Here is an 18886-nt window from a genome sequence, read left to right as displayed (position 1 = left end):
AAAGATCAGTATATTCTGGGTCGATTCGTCCGAATTATTGAATGATAGTATGGCAAATGAACTTTTTAATCTCGACCGTTTTGACAGCGCGATTCTTTCCGTTTTGGCGGAGGATGGGCGTATCAGCATCACCGACCTTGCACACCGCATCGGCCTGTCGAAATCGCCGACCCAAGCGCGGCTGAGGCGGTTGGAAGAAAGCGGCGTGATCCTAGGATACCGCGCCCTGCTGGACCCGATTAGGCTGGGGCTGGATCACGTGGCCTTTGTGGAGGTGCGCCTTAACGACACGCGCGAGGCGGCCTTGCGGGCCTTCAACCTTGCCGTGGCCAAAGTGCCTGAGATCGAGCAGGCGCATATGATCGCAAGCCATTTTGATTACCTTATCAAAGTACGCACGCGGAGCATGTCGGAATATCGGAGGTTTCTGGGTGAGGTTATTTCGACCCTGCCGCATGTGGCCAGCACCTCGACCTATGTGGCGATGGAGGCGGTGAAAGAAACCATGCTTGCAGATACGGCATAAGCGGGGCGGGAGGAACATTCCCCCATTTACACCGCCCGCATGATGCTTATTGTGCGCCCCGATGCGGGCGTGATGGAATGGTAGACATACCAGACTTAAAATCTGTTGGGGCGTAGCCCCGTGTGGGTTCGAGTCCCACCGCCCGCACCACTTTTACTTAGGTTTAGCTCGCTTTGGCCAGTTTCGCGGGCGCGGTTGCTTGGGTCGCACCGGGGATGAAGACGGTAAAGGTCGTCCCTTGGCTAAGCGTGCTTTTTACCGTGATATCACCGCCATGGGCGAGGGCCAGTTTCTTGCAGATCGCCAGCCCCAGACCTGTGCCACCTTCGGCGCGGTCTCCGGCGTCTTCGATCTGGGTGAAGGCTTCGAAAATGCGGTCTAGGTCTTCTGCGGCAATGCCCACGCCGTTGTCTTCGACCTCAAAGCAGAACCCGCCCGATTGAAGTCGAACCCGCAAATAGATGTCGCGGGCTTTGGAGAACTTTAGCGCGTTCCCGACGATATGACCCAGCAATTGCAGGCTGCGGCGGCGGTCGGCAGTGACGCTAAGCGCGGGGGTGTCGATATGCAGTGTCGCCGTTTTATCGTGGGCCGAGCCATGATGCTCTTCGACCACCTCTTCCAAAAGCGCGCGCGTGTCGAAGAGCGTCTTGTCCAGCGCAAGCTCGTTCAGTTCCATATTGGTGTAGTCGAGGATGTCGTTGATGATGGTCAACAACTGCCCGCCAGCGAATTTGATACGCTGCCCATAAAGCTGTGCCTGATCGCCCATTTTCTCAAAATGCTGGGGCGCGGGTTTTTCTTCGGGGGCAAGCTTGGAAAGGTTATGGTTTTTGAGTTCGGACAGAAAGCTGGCGTAGCCGATAACGATGGTCAGCGGGGTGCGTAACTCATGGCTTAGCACGCTCATGAATTCCGATTTCGCGCGGCTCGCACTTTCGGCGGCATCGCGGGCTTTGCGCAACTCCTCGACGCTTTCGCTGCGGGTGCGGTTCTCAACCACATAGCTAAAGAACGCGGCGAGGGCGATAACGGTGGCTGTTCCCGCAATGATCAGCGCGATCAGACGGTATTCGACTGGATTGGCATAGTCAGGCAGCGCCGGAAGTGGGGTTACCTGAAAAGCGGCCATGCCGGTGAAATGCAACAGGATGATAGCCAAGGCCAAAAGCCCTGCCATCGACAGAACACTTCGCCGGCCTCCGCGCCGGGCGGCACCCAATGCGAGCGTCGTCAACACGACTGAAATTATTACAGAAGCGACCAAATACTGGATGTCCCAGTGGATCGTACCCTGCACCCGGTAGGCAACCATGCCAGTATAGTGCATGGCTGCGATGGCCAACCCAAAGATCGTCCCACCAAGGATCGTTGCGCGGCGCGATTTAACCAAACCCGCGATGATAACGCCCAAGGTAGAGCCGATGATGGCGATGATCAGCGACAGGAACGTCAGCGAAAAGTGAAAGGTAGCAGGCGCATCAAGTTGATAGGCGAGGATCGCAATGAAATGGGTGCACCAAACCGTGATCCCCGCGGTCATCGCGGTAAGGTAACACCAAATCATCGCCTGCCGACGTGGCTGGTCAAGCACATGTTTATAAAGGCGTGAGACAACCCAACTGCCAAATATGCAAAGCAGTGCTGCCAAAAGCACAAGTCCGAGGTCATGATCATGGTGAATAGTGTGGGCGACCCGGAACATTCTAATCCTATCGTATGTTAAGACTTGGTTAACTGCTGCGGGAATATGGCGAAAATATGGCCCTCGCAAGTTTACACTGTGCCCATGCTTTAACCCGGCTGTAAGACCTTATCGCTAGACGTTCCCCGGTAGCGGTCCTTGAGGCGCGACCGCACGAAGTTGCGGCGGTATGGCGGGGTCAAAAGTGGTGGTGAAGGACGGTAACCTTTTGCAAAGGTTTATATTTGGGCATGGAAAGCGCGTGTTGGCTTGGCTTTCTTTGCGGTTGAAATGGCCAAGGGTTTTGCGCCGGATCTGCCGGGCGTCTGCCCAAGATAGCAGCGCGCTGCCCAGTACAGGGATGGCGCTGGATGCGATACCAGTTCACGGAATTGTTTATGACGCTAAGCGACGCGTTCTGTGGCTGAACCTCTACGGCCCGCCCCAGACCATCAATGTGGGGCAGCAAGACGCAGATGGTAGCTCTCGGCCTCAGATCACGGACGGTGATAAGGGCCGCATCATTCCTTACGTCAAGGCGTGTAGCGCAGAGATTGAAATTGAGTTTGATCACGCGGGGCGTGTCCACCACGCCAATCAAGAGGCCTGCGGCGTGACTTATGGTTTGGGGGATTGCTTGGTAGGCCAAGACATCGCCGATCTCTTTGGGCCGCGTCTGGGCGATGGGGCAAAGATCGGCAGGCTGGTGCAGCAGATCTGGCATGGTGCGCAGCAACAGGGGTGTTTTGAGATGCATCCGGGGGAGGAGACCGCCCGGATTGTCGCGGGCGCGTTTACTGCCGTGTTGGCTCCGGACGGTGCGGTTCGGGGCATCCGGTTTCTGGGGGCCGAGGTTGCGGCCAATTGCTTGGCGCCAACCACAGGAACAGGGCATCAGGGCCGACCCAAGCGCGCTCTGCCGCACTAATTGGTAAAACGCCGACGCTCAGAGCGTAAAACCAAAAACAGCGGCCCATAGTCATGAGCCGCTGTTCTATCGTTTCTTCTCAGTCCCGCTTGCCCGCGAAGCGTTCAGACCAATTCTCACGGTCCTCATCGCTGATCTTTGCAAACAGCACTTCGGGCACTTCAAAAGCATGGCCGGGCGCGAGCTTGCCGAGGGCCGCAGGTACGTCGTCGGGCCAAGGCATATCTTCGACCTTCATCGCTTCCAGCATCGACGCAGCGGCGCTTGGGATGAAGGGTGCGGACAGCACCGCGTAGAGCGGGATCAGGTTCAGTGCCAAACGCACCTGTGCGGCGGCCCTGTCGGGATCGGTTTTGAATGCGGTCCAAGGCGCTTGGGCTTGCAGATATTCGTTGCCCGCCGCCCAAATACCACGCAATTCAGCGGCAGATTTGCGCACTTCCATCGCTTCCATCAGCGTTTCGTAACGCGCGACGCGGGCGGTGATGTCTTCGATCAAAGCGTACTCCGCCTCGCCGTATTCCCCTGCTTCCGGAACCGCTTCGCCAAACTTGGAACGGCAGAATTTGGTGATGCGGCTGACGAAGTTGCCCAGCACATCGGCCAGATCCTTGTTCACCGAGGCTTGAAAATTCTCCCATGTGAATTCGGCATCCGATGTCTCTGGCGCGTGGCTGAGCAGCCACCAGCGCCAGTAATCTGCGGGCAGTATTTCCAACGCCTGATCCATGAACACACCGCGCCCGCGCGAGGTGGAGAACTGGCCGCCGTCATAGGTCAGGTAGTTAAATGATTTGATGTAATCCACCAGCTTCCACGGCTCGCCCGAGCCTTTGATCGTGGCCGGGAAGCTCAGCGTGTGGAAGGGCACGTTGTCCTTGCCCATGAACTGGGTATAGCGCACGTCATCGGCGCCCTTGTCGGTGCGCCACCAGCTTTCCCAGTCAGTGCCTTTGCCCGCATCGACCCATTCCTGCGCGCAGGCAATATATTCGATCGGCGCGTCGAACCAGACGTAGAAGACCTTGCCTTCCATGCCCGGCCAATCCTGATCGCCGCGCTTCACGGGCACACCCCAGCTCAGGTCGCGGGTGATGCCCCGGTCTTGCAGACCCTCACCGTCATGCAGCCATTTCTTGGCGATTGAGGTGGTTAGTACGGGCCAATCGGTCTTGGAATTGATCCAGCCGTCCAACTCGTCCTTCAGCTTGCTTTGGCGCAGGAACAGATGTTTGGTTTCCCGCATCTCAAGATCGGTCGCGCCCGAGATGGTGGAGCGCGGATTGATTAGGTCTTCGGGGTCAAGCTGCTTGGTGCAGTTGTCACATTGGTCGCCACGCGCGTCCTCGAATCCGCAGTTGGGGCAGGTGCCTTCGACATAGCGGTCGGGCAGAAAGCGGCCGTCGGTGGGCGAATAAATCTGGCGCTGAGAGACCTCTTCGATCAGCCCCTGATCCGCCAGTGCGCCTGCGAAATGCTGGGTCAGCTTTCGGTTTTGCGGGCTGGAAGAACGGCCAAAGTGGTCGAACGACAGGCCAAAGCCTTCGGCGATGCGGGCCTGTGTTTCATACATCTCAGCGCAGTATTCCTCGACCGGTTTGCCCGCTTTGGCGGCGGCGAGTTCGGCAGGGGTGCCGTGTTCGTCGGTGGCGCAGAGGAACAGAACATCCTGCCCCCGGCCACGCTGGTAGCGCGCATAGAGGTCGGCAGGCAGCTGGCTGCCCACAAGGTTACCCAGATGTTTGATCCCGTTGATATAAGGGATGGCGGAGGTGATGAGGTGGCGTGTCATATCAATATTCCCGGTGCTTGGCGCAGCCTTATCGCAAGGGCTGCGCTGTTGCCAGCAAAAGACGGGAATAGTCTAGTCGCGGTCTCGGGTGCGGCCCAGCAGCCGCCCGATGAGGAAGGTGGTGCGCGGGGCATAGACGTAAGGCGTGCGGTCGGTCCGTGTGGGGCGGGCGCGCATCCGGGCTAGGCCGAAGATCACCAAAACCCCATGGGCCACCGCGATCATCGCGAACAACGCCGATGCACCGAAGCCGTCTATCAGGACAGAGGCAAGGTAGGGTGCGCCGATGGCGCCCACGGCGAAAAAGAACATCAAGGCGGCAGATAGTTCGACCCGCTCGTCCGAACTGGCGAAGTCATGGGCATGGGCGGCAGATACCGAATAGATCGGAAAGGTCGTGGCCCCGAACAGCCCTGCCGAAAGCATGATCCCCATGGTGCCATAGCCCGCGCCCATCACCGTGACAGCGCAGCCGCCCATCGCCGCGACCGACAGCCAGATCAACACCCAGCGGCGGTCGTATTTGTCGGCGAGAATCCCCATCGGATATTGTGCCAGCGCCCCGCCGAGCACGAAAGCGGCAAGGAACCAAGCGATCTGTGTGGCGCTGAGGCCCACTTCTTGGCCGTAGATCGGCCCGACCATCCGGAACGACGCGCTTGAGACCGCCGCCACCACGACACCCGCCGCCGCCAAAGGCGAACGGTCAAAGGCAAGCCGCGGGCGCAGCCTTGGTTGGTTGGGCGTCTCTGGCGGGCGGACTTTGGTCAGCGTCAGGGGCAACAGTGCGGCACAGCAGCCGATGGCGAGCAGATTATACGAGACATATGACGCCGGGGCGAGCACGCCGACGATCAGTTGTGCGGCGAGCGAACCGCTCATGTCGACCACCCGGTAAACGCCCATGGTGCGCCCGCGCGTCTCATTGGTGACCTTGGCCTGCATCCACGCCTCGATCACCGTATAGCAGCCCGCCACGCACATGCCCGATGCCACCCGCATCAGGCCCCATGCGTATGGATCGACCACCATCATATGCGCCATCAACCCGATCGACCCGGCAGCGGTGAAGGCGGCAAAGGCGCGGCTGTGGCCGACGCTGCCCATCAGACGCGGTGCCCACCAGCAGCCGATGAAAAACCCCAGAAAATGCGCCGAGCCGAGCATACCGATTTCTTGACGGCTAAACCCAAGCTGCACGCCAGAAAGCACGTCGATAGGCCCCACGCCCCCGGTGGAGAGTTGCAAAAGGATGACCGAGAAAAACAGGGCGGCGAAGGAAATGAGCAGGCGCATGAGGGCACATTGCGTCCATTGCTGCCCGAACGGAAGCGCGAATGCGCCGGGTCCGCATTTTTGCCGGGCCGTGGGATTAGCTCTTGGCAATTGCCCTTGCGAAGGCCGGGCAGGCGGCTAGGTTGCGGACAAATCACAAGCGAGGACCACAAGATGAAGATGAACAAGCTCGGCTCAAGCGATATCGAGGTCTCGCATTTCTGTTTGGGCTCCATGACATGGGGCACCCAGAACACCGCCGAAGAGGGCCACGCGCAGATCGACCGCGCGCTCGACGCCGGGATCAACTTCATCGACACGGCCGAGATGTATCCCGTGAACCCGATCAGCGCCGAGACGGTGGGCCGAACGGAAGAGATCATTGGCCAGTGGTTTGCCCGCGACAAGCGCCGCGATGAGGTGGTCTTGGCCAGCAAACATTCCGGCGAGGGGATGCAACATGCCCGCAATGGTGCTCCGATCTCATCTGATACGATCCCCGGTGCCATCGAAGGGTCACTGAAGCGGTTGCAGACGGATTACATCGACCTGTACCAATTTCACTGGCCGAACCGGGGCAGCTATATGTTCCGCAAGAATTGGACCTTTGACCCCTCAAGCCAGAACCGGGCCGAGACCATGGCCCATATGGAAGACGCCCTCGGCGCGCTGCAGCGCGAGGTTGAGCGGGGCACGATCCGTGCATTTGGTCTGAGCAACGAAAGCGCATGGGGGCTGACCCAATGGGCTGCCGTGGCCGAGCGCACGGGCGGGCCGCGCCCGATCTCGGTGCAGAACGAATATTCGCTGATGTGCCGTCTGGCCGATACCGATGTGTCGGAAACCTGCGTGAACGAACAGATCGACATGCTGTCTTTCTCCCCCCTCGCCGCAGGGCTGCTGACCGGGAAATATCAGGGTGGCAAGGTGCCCGCCGGATCGCGCCTCTCGCTGAACGAAAATTTGGGGGGCCGCGTCACACCCCGCGCCTTTGAGGCGGTTGCCGCCTACCTTGATGTGGCGCAGAAACACGGGCTCGACCCGGTGCAGATGGCGCTGGCGTGGTGCGCGACGCGGCCCTTCATGGGCTCGGTGATCTTTGGCGCGACCAGCCTTGAGCAGCTTGATGTGGCGCTTGGCGGGGCCGACCTGACCCTGAGCGATGAGGTGATGGCCGACCTTGATGCGGCACATAAATCCCATCCGATGCCTTACTGATGGGCCGTTTCGCATCCTATGGGGCGCGCCGTGTCGCTGTGCTTATGCTGCTCGGCGCTCTGGTGGCCTGCAACCGCAGCGAACCGCCCCCCGTGCAGACCGGTTTTCGCAATGCCGAGGCGGTGATCGGGGCCACCAGCCGCTATGACGCGGCGCAGTTTGGCGGCGATTGGCAGGTCCGGGCGGCTTTTCCCAATGATGCCAATCTGCGCGCGGTGACCTTTGCGCCGCAGGGGCCAACGTTGATCAAGCACCGCCAAGTCTGTGATGCTGCTGCAGCTTGCACCGACCGCCGTGACCTCTGGGCGCTGAGCGAAGAGGGTCCGGCGCGCTATACCATGCGTGCCGCCGTGGGCGGGGCCGAGCGTGCGTTCTGGGTGCTTTGGGTCGATGAAGGCTTCCGCACCGCCGTCATCGGCAGCCCCGAAGGGGGTTACGGCTGGATCCTTGACCGTCAGGCGACAGGCGGCGAAGACCGGATCACCGCGGCGCGAGAGATTTTGGATTTCAACGGCTATGACATCAGTGCGCTGCAAATGAGGCGCTGACCGTGACGGCGCTGGCACTGCCGCCTTGCTTCGGCCTATAGGCTGTTATGGACAGTATTTTCGCCCCCGATCTGTGGATCCTCGTCGCCCTTGCCGCAGCCACGTTTCAGACGGGGCGCTTCATGCTGCAAAAGCATCTGGCGACCGATACGCTGTCGGCAGGTGGGGCGACGTTTGCGCGGTTTCTCTACTCTGCGCCCTTCATCGCGCTGCTGCTGCCGCTCTATCTGGGTCTTAGCGGGCAGGCGCTGCCCTCGCTAGGGCCGGGGTTCTGGCTGTACGGGGCGATGGGCGGCACGGCGCAGATCATGGCGACGGTCTGCGTGGTGCTGCTGTTTAAGCAACGCAACTTTGCCGTCGGCATCACCTTTAAGAAGACCGAAGTGATCCAGACCGTGCTGATGGGCTGGATCGTACTGGGCGAAGGTGTCTCGGGCGCGGGGTTTGCTGCCATTGCACTTGGGGTTTTCGGCCTGTTGCTTCTATCTGGTGGGGCCGAGGCCAAGGGGCTGCGGTTGGCCGATCTCCGCAACCGCGCGGCGGGGCTGGGGATTGCTTCGGGGTTTTTGTTCGCGATTTCGGCGGTCTGCTATCGCGGCGCGTCGCTGGCCGTGGCCTCTGACGATCCGCTGCTGCGTGCGGGCGTGACGCTGGCGGCGGTGGTGCTGATGCAGACGCTGATCATGGCCGTCTGGCTGCGCCTTCGCGAACCGGGGCAGATGCGCCGGATTTGGGCGGCGCGGCGGGTGGCGGTCTGGATTGGGCTGACCTCGATGGGCGGGTCGCTGTGCTGGTTCATCGCCTTCACCTTGCAAAACGCAGCCTATGTGAAGGCTTTGGGGCAGGTGGAGCTGATGCTCAGCATCGCCGCTTCGACCCTGTTCTTCCGCGAAAGGATCTCGCGCCGGGAATGGGCGGGGATGGCCGTTCTGGCGCTGTCGATCCTAGCGCTGGTGCTGGCGACTTAACCCGTCATCGGGCGACCGTGCAGGCGCAGGAAAAGACTCTCTTCGTCGTTGTTTTTGAAAAATGGCACCGAGGCGGGTGGGTTTGTGTCACGCGCGCGGGCGGCGACTTCGGCCAGCACGACCTCGGTGATAAAGGGCATATCAAAGGAACGCGCCCGGCTTAATGGCACCCATTGCAGATGCGAAAGCTCATCACAGGCGGCGTCGAAATCATCGGGGTCACTGGCGATGTCTTCGGCATCGACGAGAAAGAACCGCGCATCAAAACGGCGCGGGCGGCCCGGAGGTGTCAGCGCGCGAAACACGAATTGCAGGGCAGAGGCGTCAGGCAGATGGCCGGTGGCGGCGAAGGTCCGCCAATCGGCGGGCACATCGCCCTCCCACGCGCCCTTGCGGCCCAGCACCAGACCGGTCTCTTCCCACAACTCACGAATGGCGGCGACGGCGATGGCATGGGCCAAGGAGGGTTCGGCATCGTCGCAAAGCCTGCCGTGACACAGCGTGTTCACCGGCGCGGCGAGCGGCACCTGCGCATCCGTGGCATCAACTGCACCGCCGGGGAAAACGAATTTATTAGGCATAAATGCCGCCTTGGCCCCACGTTGCCCCATCAGGATATGCGGGGTCACATGGCGGTCGCGCAGCACGATCACTGTGGCGGCGTTGCGGATTTGGGTCTTGTCGATGGTCATGCGGCGATGCTCCGGCGGTCAAGGGCCGAAGGGCGGGCCGCGTTAGGTGTCGCCGCCGAAGCCGCCCATCCTTTTGGCCCATTGAAAGCCGATCATGGCCCCCTTCAGTCTGGGCAGAAGGTAGAGGGACAGCGCCGTGCAGCCAACCGCAAAAATGGTAAACAGGGTCAAAGGCTCGGGCCGCCAGACCACAAAGGCGATGTGCAGCCCCGGTGCCAGCAGGTGACCGACGAGCAGGATGGTCAGATAGGCAGGGCCATCATCGGCACGATGGTGGTGGAACTCTTGGCGGCAGACGGCACAGTCGTCATTCACCTTAAGATAGCCGTGCAACAGCTGCCCACCCCCGCAAGAGGGGCATTTGCCACGCCAGCCGCGCAGCATGGCGGGCAGGCGGGGGCGCTCTTCGCTGTCTTGCGTCTCGACAGTGTCGGGGGCCAATTGCTGTATCTGTGACATGGGGCGATCCTTTGGTTGGGAGATAGATGCAACCTGAGGCGTGAAATGAAAAGACCCGAGGCTGTCGTTGCGGCGCCATGTCGCGCAAGCCGGGGTTGAGTCGCTTTTCTGAAAAAAAGTTAGCAAACCTGCGACGGAAGTTCTGGCGCCAGCCGTTTGACCCTGTGATCGCGGCGCAAAAGCGTGAGACGGTCTTTAAAAAACGAGGAGTATCAAGATGACCATTCGTACAAACATGAAGATCGCAGCCCTCAGCGGTTTGCTGGCACTCGGTGGCGCAGCTGCCTTCGCGCAGCAGAGCGGCGGTCAGAACCCATTCCAACAGCTTGATGCCGACGGCAATGGCGAGATCACACAGGCCGAGTTCCAAGCGCACGCCGAGGCACGTTTTTCCAAGGTTGATGCCGATGGTGACGGTTTCGTGACCGGCGAAGAGCTGAAAGCCGCAGGCGAAGCACGTCGTGCCGAGCGCAATGCAAATCGTTCCGCCAAGATGCTGGAGCGGTTTGACACCGATGGGAACGGCAGCCTTGATGCGTCTGAGTTGGAAGCCATGGGTGACAAACGCGGCGACAAAGCGGGCGAAAAGCGCGGCGAGAAACGCGGTGACAAGGACGGCGGTAAAAAAGACGGTAAGCGTGGTCACAATGGTGGCGAGCGCATGATCGAGCGTATGGACACCAACGACGACGGCAAGCTGTCGATGGAAGAAATGACGCAGCGCCACGACCCCGCCAAGATGTTCGAGCGTCTGGACAAGGACGAGAACGGCAGCATCAGCGCCGAAGAGTTCGAAGCGGCGAAGAAAATGCATGGCAAGCGGCACGGCAAGGACCACAAGATGGACCATGACAAGCCGCAGCGCGACTAAATGATGCGCCGGGCGCGCTTGATCATGGCGCGCCCGGGCCTTAGCGATGGACGGGATGCAGGATTTGTCCGACGAGCAGCACGATGCGGATGCCGAGTTGTTGCAGCGCTACGCCAGTGGCGATGCGGCAGCGGCGCGGCTGTTGACCGCCCGGCTGGTGCCGCGCATTCACGGCCACGCGCTGCGGGTGCTGGGCGACCGTGCTGAGGCAGAGGATGTGGCCCAAGAGGCGATGTTGCGTCTGTGGCGCCAAGCGCCGAAGTGGCGCACAGGAGAGGCCAAGGTTACCACTTGGGTCTACCGCGTTGTGGCCAACCTCTGCACCGACCGCCTGCGGCGTCGCGGTGCGGGGGCGACGGGGCTTGATGACGTGGCTGAACCCGCCGATCCGGCACCCGGCGCGGCGCAAAAGATGCAGCATGCGGCCCGTGTGGACGCGCTGCAACAGGCGCTCGCCAGCCTGCCCGACCGGCAGCGTCAGGCGGTGGTGTTGCGGCATATTGACGGCATGGCAAACCCCGAGATTGCCGAGGTTTTGGGCATTGGGGTCGAAGCGGTGGAGAGCCTGACCGCGCGGGGTAAACGGGCGTTGGCCGCGCAGCTATCTGCGCAACGGGACGCATTGGGGTTTGAAAATGAATGACTTTGACGACAACGCACTAGAAGGTCTCTTTGCTGCGGCCCGCGCCAACCCGCCACAGGTGTCGGCGGATTTGCAGGCGCGCGTCTTGGCCGATGCCCAAGCCCATATGCCCAAAGCGCCGCGCCAACCATGGCACCGCGCGCTTTGGCAGCTCTTGGGGGGCGCTGCTGGTCTAAGTGGGCTGGCCACAGCGGCAGCGGTTGGCGTGTGGATCGGTGTGGCGCCGCCCGAAGGTTTGCCAGATTTAGCCGGGCAGGTCGTTTCCAACAGTTGGCCAGATGCGACAATTGATCTGGGCGAGACGGATACAGCGGCCGATTGGGGCGGTTTTGGCTGGGACATGGAGGAAAGTTGAGATGACACAGAATCCAACATCGCGCCGGGTGCGCATGATGCGATGGGCGCTTGGTCTGTCATTGGCGCTGAACGTGATGATCATAGGTGCAGTTGGAGGGGCTCTATGGCGACATGGCGGGCCGGACAACAAATCGCTGCCGGGCCTGCGCAGCTATGCGTCGCCCTATGTGCAAGCATTGCCACCCGACGCACGGCGCGATCTGCATAATGAGATGCGCAAAGGCGGCAAGGCGCATCACCTTGATCGTGCGGCACGCGGCGCGCTTTATGAGCAGATGCTGGCTGCATTGCGCGCCGATCCCTTTGAGCCAGAGGCCGCCGCTGCGATTTTAACGGCACAGGGCGACGCGGCGGCAAGTGTACAAGGTGCTGCCCATAGCGCATGGCTGGCACAGGTGAGCGCGATGGCCCCAGAAACCCGTCAAATCTATGCCGATAAGTTGCAAGAACGGTTGGAAGCCTGGAGCCGTGGCAAACAGAAAAGCCGCTCGGCCAAGCCTGAACGCTGACGGTGGCAGGGCGCGGCCTGCCCGGACTTGCCCTTTGCTGGGCGTCGGGCTAGGCCGAGGGTGAACAAAAACGGCAATCGGCGGCATCCTCATGGCCCCTCTGCCCATCAGAAAGCAGGGCCGATGACCGATAGTATGCAGACAGTTCAGACCAGCACGGATCAGACTGGCACGGGGCAAATGGGCGCTGGCGAAGTGCTCGCCACGGCCAAAGCCTCCCCGGCGCGCCGTGGGGTGGGGCTTCTGTCACTCGCAGGGCTGGGGGTGATGTTGATCTACTCCGCGTTCACCCGCTCACCCGATCTGGGGTGGCAAATCGCATTGGGGCTGATCGGCCTTGGGTTCATCGCCATTGCCGAGGTGATGCGCCGTTCAACTGCCAGTGCCTTGGAGCTGACCGATCAGGGGCTGCGTGACGCTGATGGCCGGGTGATCGTTCATTTGGACGAGATCGAGCGCATTGATCAGGGTGCTTTTGCTGTAAAACCCTCTAATGGTTTCCTGCTCAAGACCAACCGCCGCGTGCCACGCGGTTGGCGCTTGGGCCTGTGGTGGAGCCTAGGCCGTCGCATTGGTGTGGGCGGCATGACCCCAGCCAATGAGACCAAACTGATCGCCGAGATCATCCGCGCCAAACTGGCCGAACGTCACATAGTTTAACTGTCAGGCCAGACCGTGGTTTAACTGTCCGGCCAAACCGTGGTTTAACTGTCAGACCAAACCGTGCGCGGGGCATAGCGTGGGCGGGTAAAGACAAAGTTGTGGATGTTGCGCTTCTCCAACCCGGTTTTGAAAAGCGGCTCGAAATCGCGCCAAGTCTCGACCAAGGTCACACGTTCATTGTCAGGCATGGTCGGTAGTTTGTCATGCCAATCGCGCACGTTGTCGCCGTCTAATGGCTCTACGTTGCCGCGCACCTGTGACCAATCAGTATGATAGCGGTCGTTTTCCTCATCATACCAGACAGAGCTTACGCGGATCGCCGTTTGCCCAGTGCCGCGGGTTAGATAATCAAACAACCCTTGCATGCCCTCTAGATAATCGGGGTCAATCGCCTGCGTCTCACGAGAGATCGCATCGCCGATGGTATAGGCCGCCGTCTGGTTGAGGTTGTACATGCGGAAGGTATCAAAGGTCGAATACATCGCCAGATAGGCCCAGAACATCAGCGGCAGCATGATTACCGTCTCGACCGCGATTGAGCCGTCTTCGTTTTGTCTGAAACGAGCGAGCAGGGAGGACAGAACAGACATCAGTTCGGCTCCTGTACGAAGGCCGCGCTTGATACCATGGAAGCACGGCCAGCGCCGTCTTTCTCTAGGGCATAGCCAAGGCCGGTGGTCGGGAAGAAGGGTTCGAATTGGTAGCAGGCGCGCAGCAGCATCAGCTGATGTTCGATCCCAAGGTTCCAGCCGCGCACCGGTCTGGGATCAATGGACGTGTCCACGCAATCGGGGGATTGATCGAAGGCGGCAAAATCACGTGGGTCCACGCGGATCATCTCAAGACGCAGGGTTTCTTCGCAGTCCTGCAAAAAGCCTGCTGTTTCGCAAATCTTATCCTTGATGGTCTGATGCGACATCGGCGTATTGGTGTTCAACCTCACGAAGCGGACCGTCATGTCCAACCCGCGGTCAAGCAACATGTGGCGTATCGCAAAAAAGCTCATCTCGACCGACATGATCAAGCAGCCAAAGAGCAGCGGAGACAGGATGGCGAACTCTATCAGCATCACTGATCCGTTCTCATCGCCGCGAAACCGGCGCCATGCTTGGATGGTTTTCTGTATCATTGGGTCAGTCTCAACTGGTTGATTTGCCGGGCGATGGCTTCAAAAGCGTCCACGATCTCTACCCCTTCGACGCGGAAGAAATGGCTGTCGGACGATGCGCAGTTTTTCATCACAGACGCGCCGTGGTCGGTTACTTCAAACCCGATAGACCAGATCACGATGCCATTGGCCCTGGCCGCGTCGCAGATGTCATCGAGCAAATTATCGGCCTGACCAGAAGTATATTTCGTTGAATACCAGCGGTGTTGTTCACTCGAGCGGACATTGCGGTTCAGCCACCAATAGAAGGGGTAATCGCTCCAGTGGCGATAGTGGTCGCGGTTGGCATAAACCTGCGGATTGATCCGCCGTGTCGTGACGTTCACGCCGTCGGTCATCAGGATCACCGTCTTTAGCGTGTCGATGTCACTATATGCCGCTGGCCGCGCCTGAAATGCAGCATCGCCGCCAATTTCTTGATTGATCGGCTGGAATGCCGGGTCAAGCAGAGCCACGCCCCATTTCATGCCCAGATGGATCGCCGTGTTCGCACGGGGCTGGAAATTGGCGATGCGGTTTTTCAAGGCCGTGGCGTTTTGGGAATAGGCCGCGACCTCTTCATAGCTCTGCTTAGGACAACCGGGATTGGAGATGTTGTCGTAGCTTCCGGTGTTGTCACGGTGACGGTTGTTCCAGCTATACCCCGCCTCGAAATGCTGCATATGCTCATAGCTGCGGGTCTGGCTGATCGCGGTAAGATCAAATTCGCTATCGTCAAAGTCGACGCAGTGGGAAAAGGAATGAAGCTGGTTGACGTTCAACTCATCCATAATGTCCTGACCGACGTTGACCTGCGCGGTATAGGGCACCACAGAGATTGAGATCAGATCAGCGTTCTCGGGTTTTAGTACCGTATCGATAAATACATCGCTGGCATCATGGAGGTTATCCATCTTGCCATTCTCCCGCATGGAGCCAGAGATATCGAGCACCATGGAAATTTCGACTTTGTTGACCTTTTCCTCCGCTGTGGCTTTGGCGGGGACGTTCAGCTTGTCTTGGCCGAACTTGCTCATGAACATAGTGTTTAGTTCACGTGAGGCATCGACGGTGACACGGCGGTAGTTCAGCCCTTCCTCGACCTTCACACTAGAGACGTAATCAGCCATCCCGGCTTTGTCGAAGTAGTCGCGGGCCACGTCTGCAGGGGTGAGGGTTTGGTCAAGGTCGGCGGCCGCCAGCACGGCGCGGTCTGCCACAGCCTGCACCCTTGCGCGTTCACGCTCATGGCGCATTAGGTCGACGCCCACGCCCCCCATAAGGATCATCAGCAAGATCATTAGAATGGCAAAAAGCGTGACCAACCCGTCTTCTTCGCGTGCAAAACGCTTAAGCACTGCGGGCAAGCGGCGGGGGAGGCGCCCTGCATTTCGAGGTGTATTGATCATCGCTATCAACCTTTCTTCTTCTGGCACTGTTCATGCACCAAAGAGAAAGCGCGCCATTTTCAGTGCTGTAGTTTTTGCTAGGTGAAAGTGGCCAGAGTTTGGCGCATCTGGGGCAATAGGCAGCGTTCTGGGTGGGTTTCTTGCGCGCCGCCCTTGCGAAGACGCCCGTTTTCCCTTGATCGGGGAGGGGGCAATGTCCAACCCTGCCTTGGGTTGATAAACTTTTGTAATTCGCGATTAATTAGGTCGCACCTTGGAAACAGCCGTCCTACGGTGCAGCGGCATGCCCTTAGGGCAGCAAGATGAGTCGCGCCTAAAATCAAAGGTAACGCGGCCTGATAAGAAGAGGAGAGACCGATGAATCCAGCCAATGAGCCGAGTTTCCGCGACAGTGTGGACCTGATGTTCAACCGCGCGGTCGCGCTGATGGATTTGCCGCCCGGTCTCGAAGAGAAAATCCGCGTTTGCAACGCCACCTATACGGTGCGTTTCGGCGTTCGCCTGCGGGGGCGTATCCACACCTTCACCGGCTATCGCTCGGTCCATTCTGAACATATGGAGCCTGTGAAGGGCGGTATTCGCTATTCCATGGCTGTGAACCAGAACGAGGTCGAGGCGCTGGCGGCGCTGATGACGTACAAATGCGCGCTGGTCGAAGCGCCCTTTGGCGGCTCTAAAGGCGGGCTGTGCATCGACCCGCGCGAGTATGATGAGCATGAGCTTGAACTGATCACCCGGCGTTTTGCCTATGAACTGATCAAGCGCGACATGATCCACCCCGCGCAGAACGTGCCCGCCCCCGACATGGGCACCGGCGAGCGTGAGATGGCGTGGATCGCGGACCAGTACAAACGCATGAACACCACCGATATCAACGGTGTGGCCTGTGTGACTGGCAAACCGATTAACGCGGGCGGCATCCAAGGCCGGACAGAGGCCACAGGCCGGGGCGTGCAATACGCGCTCCACGCGTTCTTCCGCGACCCCGAAGGGATGAAGAAGGCAGGGCTGACCGGTAAGCTTGAGGGCAAGCGGGTCATCATTCAGGGTCTGGGGAACGTGGGTTATCACGCGGCCAAATTCCTGAGCGAAGAAGACGGGTCAAAGATCACTACGATCATTGAACGCGACGGCGCGTTGCACAGCGAAGATGGGCTGAACGTCGAGGCGGTGCATAAATGGATCGAGAAACATGGCACCATCAAAGGCTATGCTGATGCGCAATTCATCGAAGACGGTGCGGCGATGCTGGAAGCGGAATGTGACATCCTGATTCCCGCGGCGCTTGAGGGTGTGATTAACCTCAGCAACGCCGAGCGTATCCAAGCGCCGCTGATCATCGAGGCCGCCAACGGCCCCGTGACCGCCGGGGCGGATGAAGTGCTGCGCAAGAAGGGCACGGTCATCGTGCCGGATATGTATGCCAACGCTGGCGGTGTGACGGTTTCTTACTTCGAGTGGGTCAAGAACCTTAGCCACATCCGCTTTGGCCGCATGCAACGCCGCGCCGAGGAATCGCGCCACCAACTGGTGGTGGATGAACTTGAGCGGTTGAGCGCCGACAAAGAGCTGGGCTGGACTCTTAGCCCGAACTTCAAAGAGAAGTACCTGCGCGGCGCGGGCGAATTGGAACTCGTCCGCTCTGGTTTGGACGACACGATGCGCACAGCCTATGAGGCGATGGCCCATGTCTGGCACAGCCGCGACGATGTCGATGACCTGCGCACGGCGGCCTATCTCGTTTCGATCGAAAAGGTCGCGGCGAGCTATCACGCCAAGGGGCTTTGAAGGCTTACGCCTTTCCGTAAGTGAACAGAAAAGGGGCGCTCGGCGCCCCTTTTGCATGTCAAAGACCCCAGGACGGCAAACAACGTTTTCGGTCATTGATACTTCTGCGCGGAGTTGCTTGACTGCGCGTAACGGCGGGAGGGATAACGATGCGTTTTTCAGGATTGCGTGTGTTGCGCGAAGGTTTGACCGGCAATCGCGGTTGGACAACGCAGTGGCGTGATCCAGAGCCGCAGGCGGAATATGACGCGGTGATCATCGGTGGCGGCGGCCACGGGCTGAGCACGGCCTATTACCTCGCCAAAAACCACGGCATGACCAATATTGCGGTGCTTGAGAAAGGCTACCTCGGCGGTGGTAACGTGGGGCGCAACACCACGATTGTGCGGGGCAACTACTTTTTGCCGGGCAATTCCGAGTTCTACAGCCATTCGCTGAAACTCTGGGAGGGGCTGTCGGAAGAGTTGAACTACAACGTCATGTTCAGCCAGCGCGGCGTGATCACCCTGTTTCACTCCGACGCGCAGCGCGATGCTTCGGCCCGGCGGGGCAATGCGATGATCAATCAGGGCGACGATGCGGAGCTGCTCGACCGCGACGGCCTACGAAAATTGCTGCCCTATCTGGATTACGACAGCGGGCGCTTTCCGATCCATGGTGGGTTGCTGCACCGGCGCGGCGGCACTGCGCGCCATGACGCGGTGGCATGGGGCTATGCGCGCGGCGCGGACCAGCGCGGCGTCGATCTGATCCAGCAATGCGAGGTCACTGGCATCGACATCGAGAATGGCAAGGTGCGCGGCGTACAGACCACGCGTGGGCCGATCCGGGCCAAGAAGGTGGCGATCGTGACAGCGGGGCGCTCGGGCCAAGTCGCCGCGATGGCCGGGATGCGTCTGCCGATTGAGAGCCATGTGTTGCAGGCTTTCGTTACCGAAGGGTTAAAGCCAGTGGTCGACCACGTGGTCAGCTTCGGCATGGGCCATTTCTATATCAGCCAGTCGGACAAGGGCGGTTTGGTCTTTGGCGGCGATCTGGATTTCTATGCCTCCTACGCGCAGCGCGGCAATCTGCCGATGATGGAGCATGTGATGGAGGCGGGAATGACCCTGATGCCGACGCTCGGCAAGGCCCGTGTGCTGCGTTCTTGGGGTGGCATTATGGACATGACCCCCGATGGCAGCCCGATCATCGACAAGACCGATACGCAAGGTTTGTTCATCGATTGCGGCTGGTGTTACGGCGGCTTTAAAGCAGTGCCAGCGTCAGGCTATGCGCTGGCGCATTTGATGGCCACCGGGCAGCCCCATGAGACGGCGGCGGCCTTTAGGCTCGACCGTTTCCGCTCGGGCGAAGGTCTGATGGATGAAGAGGCCACCGGGTCTCAGCACAATTTGCACTGAGGGAGG

20 protein-coding genes and 1 tRNA gene are annotated in these 18886 nt (G+C 60.0%); 13 read left to right on the top strand and 8 right to left on the bottom strand.

Annotated features, from left to right (window positions below; translation table 11 throughout):
* Window positions 1-49: 49 nt before the first annotated feature.
* Together DSM110093_RS10745 and DSM110093_RS10740 are read left to right on the top strand one after the other, a co-directional pair.
* Window positions 50-526, top strand: a complete 477-nt coding sequence (locus DSM110093_RS10745; protein ID WP_243265041.1) for an Lrp/AsnC ligand binding domain-containing protein — start codon at window positions 50-52, stop codon at window positions 524-526.
* Window positions 527-589: 63 nt separating this feature from the next.
* Window positions 590-676, top strand: a tRNA-Leu gene (locus tag DSM110093_RS10740).
* A gap of 13 nt (window positions 677-689) precedes the next feature.
* Here the strand turns inward: DSM110093_RS10740 and DSM110093_RS10735 are convergent.
* Entirely contained in the window at window positions 690-2231 is a 1542-nt protein-coding gene (locus tag DSM110093_RS10735) for an MHYT domain-containing protein (protein WP_243265040.1), read from the bottom strand.
* Window positions 2232-2475: 244 nt separating this feature from the next.
* Here DSM110093_RS10735 and DSM110093_RS10730 point away from each other — a divergent pair, with 244 nt between their 5' ends.
* The gene (locus DSM110093_RS10730) at window positions 2476-3138 is read left to right on the top strand and encodes a PAS domain-containing protein (protein WP_243265038.1); all 663 of its coding nucleotides are present in this window, start codon (window positions 2476-2478) and stop codon (window positions 3136-3138) included.
* A 79-nt stretch (window positions 3139-3217) separates the two neighbouring features.
* On the opposite strand, the gene metG is transcribed toward DSM110093_RS10730, so the two are convergent.
* A complete protein-coding gene (metG, locus tag DSM110093_RS10725; RefSeq protein WP_243265037.1) occupies window positions 3218-4930 on the bottom strand; it encodes a methionine--tRNA ligase in 1713 nt (570 codons plus the stop codon).
* Window positions 4931-5002: 72 nt separating this feature from the next.
* Window positions 5003-6226: an MFS transporter gene (locus DSM110093_RS10720; RefSeq protein ID WP_243265036.1), complete on the bottom strand. Its 1224-nt coding sequence runs from the start codon at window positions 6224-6226 to the stop codon at window positions 5003-5005.
* 153 nt (window positions 6227-6379) lie between these two features.
* Here DSM110093_RS10720 and DSM110093_RS10715 point away from each other — a divergent pair, with 153 nt between their 5' ends.
* From DSM110093_RS10715 to DSM110093_RS10705, 3 genes are read left to right on the top strand one after another with little or no spacing between them, the layout of a single operon-like run.
* Entirely contained in the window at window positions 6380-7423 is a 1044-nt protein-coding gene (locus DSM110093_RS10715; protein ID WP_243265035.1) for an aldo/keto reductase, read from the top strand.
* A complete protein-coding gene (locus DSM110093_RS10710; RefSeq protein WP_243265034.1) occupies window positions 7423-7971 on the top strand; it encodes a lipocalin family protein in 549 nt (182 codons plus the stop codon). Before DSM110093_RS10715 ends, DSM110093_RS10710 begins: the two co-directional genes overlap by 1 nt.
* 47 nt (window positions 7972-8018) lie before the next feature.
* A complete protein-coding gene (locus DSM110093_RS10705; RefSeq protein WP_243265033.1) occupies window positions 8019-8939 on the top strand; it encodes a DMT family transporter in 921 nt (306 codons plus the stop codon).
* Here the strand turns inward: DSM110093_RS10705 and DSM110093_RS10700 are convergent.
* Window positions 8936-9631 (bottom strand): NUDIX hydrolase, encoded by a 696-nt coding sequence (locus DSM110093_RS10700; RefSeq protein WP_243265032.1) that lies wholly within the window; start codon window positions 9629-9631, stop codon window positions 8936-8938. The genes DSM110093_RS10705 and DSM110093_RS10700 overlap by 4 nt on opposite strands.
* A 42-nt stretch (window positions 9632-9673) precedes the next feature.
* Window positions 9674-10090 carry a DUF983 domain-containing protein gene (locus DSM110093_RS10695; RefSeq protein WP_243265031.1) on the bottom strand — a complete coding sequence of 139 codons (417 nt, stop codon included), beginning with the start codon at window positions 10088-10090 and terminating at the stop codon, window positions 9674-9676.
* Between the two features lie 217 nt (window positions 10091-10307).
* Here DSM110093_RS10695 and DSM110093_RS10690 point away from each other — a divergent pair, with 217 nt between their 5' ends.
* From DSM110093_RS10690 to DSM110093_RS10670, 5 genes are all read left to right on the top strand, one after another.
* Window positions 10308-10961: a calcium sensor EFh gene (locus DSM110093_RS10690; protein WP_243265030.1), complete on the top strand. Its 654-nt coding sequence runs from the start codon at window positions 10308-10310 to the stop codon at window positions 10959-10961.
* 46 nt (window positions 10962-11007) lie between these two features.
* The gene (locus tag DSM110093_RS10685; RefSeq protein ID WP_243265029.1) at window positions 11008-11604 is read left to right on the top strand and encodes an RNA polymerase sigma factor; all 597 of its coding nucleotides are present in this window, start codon (window positions 11008-11010) and stop codon (window positions 11602-11604) included.
* Window positions 11597-11959, top strand: coding sequence for a hypothetical protein (locus tag DSM110093_RS10680; RefSeq protein WP_243265028.1), 363 nt, complete (start codon window positions 11597-11599; stop codon window positions 11957-11959). The genes DSM110093_RS10685 and DSM110093_RS10680 overlap by 8 nt, the downstream gene beginning before the upstream one ends.
* Before the next feature lies 1 nt (window position 11960).
* A complete protein-coding gene (locus DSM110093_RS10675) occupies window positions 11961-12470 on the top strand; it encodes a periplasmic heavy metal sensor (RefSeq protein WP_243265027.1) in 510 nt (169 codons plus the stop codon).
* 123 nt (window positions 12471-12593) lie between these two features.
* A complete protein-coding gene (locus DSM110093_RS10670) occupies window positions 12594-13130 on the top strand; it encodes a hypothetical protein (RefSeq protein WP_243265026.1) in 537 nt (178 codons plus the stop codon).
* Window positions 13131-13174: 44 nt separating this feature from the next.
* On the opposite strand, the gene DSM110093_RS10665 is transcribed toward DSM110093_RS10670, so the two are convergent.
* The 3 genes from DSM110093_RS10665 to DSM110093_RS10655 are packed head-to-tail and all read right to left on the bottom strand — an operon-like array spanning window position 13175 to window position 15689.
* The gene (locus tag DSM110093_RS10665) at window positions 13175-13723 is read right to left on the bottom strand and encodes a hypothetical protein (RefSeq protein ID WP_243265025.1); all 549 of its coding nucleotides are present in this window, start codon (window positions 13721-13723) and stop codon (window positions 13175-13177) included.
* On the bottom strand, window positions 13723-14262 hold the full coding sequence (locus DSM110093_RS10660) for a pilus assembly protein (RefSeq protein WP_243265024.1): 540 nt from the start codon (window positions 14260-14262) through the stop codon (window positions 13723-13725). The genes DSM110093_RS10665 and DSM110093_RS10660 overlap by 1 nt, the downstream gene beginning before the upstream one ends.
* A complete protein-coding gene (locus DSM110093_RS10655; protein ID WP_243265023.1) occupies window positions 14259-15689 on the bottom strand; it encodes a Tad domain-containing protein in 1431 nt (476 codons plus the stop codon). The genes DSM110093_RS10660 and DSM110093_RS10655 overlap by 4 nt, the downstream gene beginning before the upstream one ends.
* A 357-nt stretch (window positions 15690-16046) precedes the next feature.
* Here DSM110093_RS10655 and DSM110093_RS10650 point away from each other — a divergent pair, with 357 nt between their 5' ends.
* Complete coding sequence (locus DSM110093_RS10650; protein WP_243265022.1) at window positions 16047-17477, top strand: Glu/Leu/Phe/Val dehydrogenase; 1431 nt, start codon at window positions 16047-16049, stop codon at window positions 17475-17477.
* Window positions 17478-17626: 149 nt separating this feature from the next.
* On the top strand, window positions 17627-18880 hold the full coding sequence (locus tag DSM110093_RS10645; protein ID WP_243265021.1) for a sarcosine oxidase subunit beta family protein: 1254 nt from the start codon (window positions 17627-17629) through the stop codon (window positions 18878-18880).
* Window positions 18881-18886: the final 6 nt, after the last annotated feature.

The organism is Sulfitobacter sp. DSM 110093 (assembly GCF_022788715.1).
In the GTDB taxonomy this organism is placed as follows: Bacteria; Pseudomonadota; Alphaproteobacteria; order Rhodobacterales; family Rhodobacteraceae; genus Sulfitobacter.
This window is presented reverse-complemented; position numbering and strand designations above follow the sequence as displayed.

What these genes read in the sequence shown, in the direction of transcription:
- DSM110093_RS10745 (WP_243265041.1), top strand. Translation starts at nt 50, where the DNA reads ATGGCAAATGAACTTTTTAATCTCGACCGTTTTGACAGCGCGATTCTT.
- DSM110093_RS10735 (WP_243265040.1), bottom strand. Translation starts at nt 2,231, where the DNA reads ATGTTCCGGGTCGCCCACACTATTCACCATGATCATGACCTCGGACTT.
- metG (WP_243265037.1), bottom strand. Translation starts at nt 4,930, where the DNA reads ATGACACGCCACCTCATCACCTCCGCCATCCCTTATATCAACGGGATC.
- DSM110093_RS10720 (WP_243265036.1), bottom strand. Translation starts at nt 6,226, where the DNA reads ATGCGCCTGCTCATTTCCTTCGCCGCCCTGTTTTTCTCGGTCATCCTT.
- DSM110093_RS10715 (WP_243265035.1), top strand. Translation starts at nt 6,380, where the DNA reads ATGAAGATGAACAAGCTCGGCTCAAGCGATATCGAGGTCTCGCATTTC.
- DSM110093_RS10710 (WP_243265034.1), top strand. Translation starts at nt 7,423, where the DNA reads ATGGGCCGTTTCGCATCCTATGGGGCGCGCCGTGTCGCTGTGCTTATG.
- DSM110093_RS10705 (WP_243265033.1), top strand. Translation starts at nt 8,019, where the DNA reads ATGGACAGTATTTTCGCCCCCGATCTGTGGATCCTCGTCGCCCTTGCC.
- DSM110093_RS10700 (WP_243265032.1), bottom strand. Translation starts at nt 9,631, where the DNA reads ATGACCATCGACAAGACCCAAATCCGCAACGCCGCCACAGTGATCGTG.
- DSM110093_RS10695 (WP_243265031.1), bottom strand. Translation starts at nt 10,090, where the DNA reads ATGTCACAGATACAGCAATTGGCCCCCGACACTGTCGAGACGCAAGAC.
- DSM110093_RS10690 (WP_243265030.1), top strand. Translation starts at nt 10,308, where the DNA reads ATGACCATTCGTACAAACATGAAGATCGCAGCCCTCAGCGGTTTGCTG.
- DSM110093_RS10685 (WP_243265029.1), top strand. Translation starts at nt 11,008, where the DNA reads ATGGACGGGATGCAGGATTTGTCCGACGAGCAGCACGATGCGGATGCC.
- DSM110093_RS10680 (WP_243265028.1), top strand. Translation starts at nt 11,597, where the DNA reads ATGAATGACTTTGACGACAACGCACTAGAAGGTCTCTTTGCTGCGGCC.
- DSM110093_RS10675 (WP_243265027.1), top strand. Translation starts at nt 11,961, where the DNA reads ATGACACAGAATCCAACATCGCGCCGGGTGCGCATGATGCGATGGGCG.
- DSM110093_RS10670 (WP_243265026.1), top strand. Translation starts at nt 12,594, where the DNA reads ATGACCGATAGTATGCAGACAGTTCAGACCAGCACGGATCAGACTGGC.
- DSM110093_RS10665 (WP_243265025.1), bottom strand. Translation starts at nt 13,723, where the DNA reads ATGTCTGTTCTGTCCTCCCTGCTCGCTCGTTTCAGACAAAACGAAGAC.
- DSM110093_RS10660 (WP_243265024.1), bottom strand. Translation starts at nt 14,262, where the DNA reads ATGATACAGAAAACCATCCAAGCATGGCGCCGGTTTCGCGGCGATGAG.
- DSM110093_RS10655 (WP_243265023.1), bottom strand. Translation starts at nt 15,689, where the DNA reads ATGATCAATACACCTCGAAATGCAGGGCGCCTCCCCCGCCGCTTGCCC.
- DSM110093_RS10650 (WP_243265022.1), top strand. Translation starts at nt 16,047, where the DNA reads ATGAATCCAGCCAATGAGCCGAGTTTCCGCGACAGTGTGGACCTGATG.
- DSM110093_RS10645 (WP_243265021.1), top strand. Translation starts at nt 17,627, where the DNA reads ATGCGTTTTTCAGGATTGCGTGTGTTGCGCGAAGGTTTGACCGGCAAT.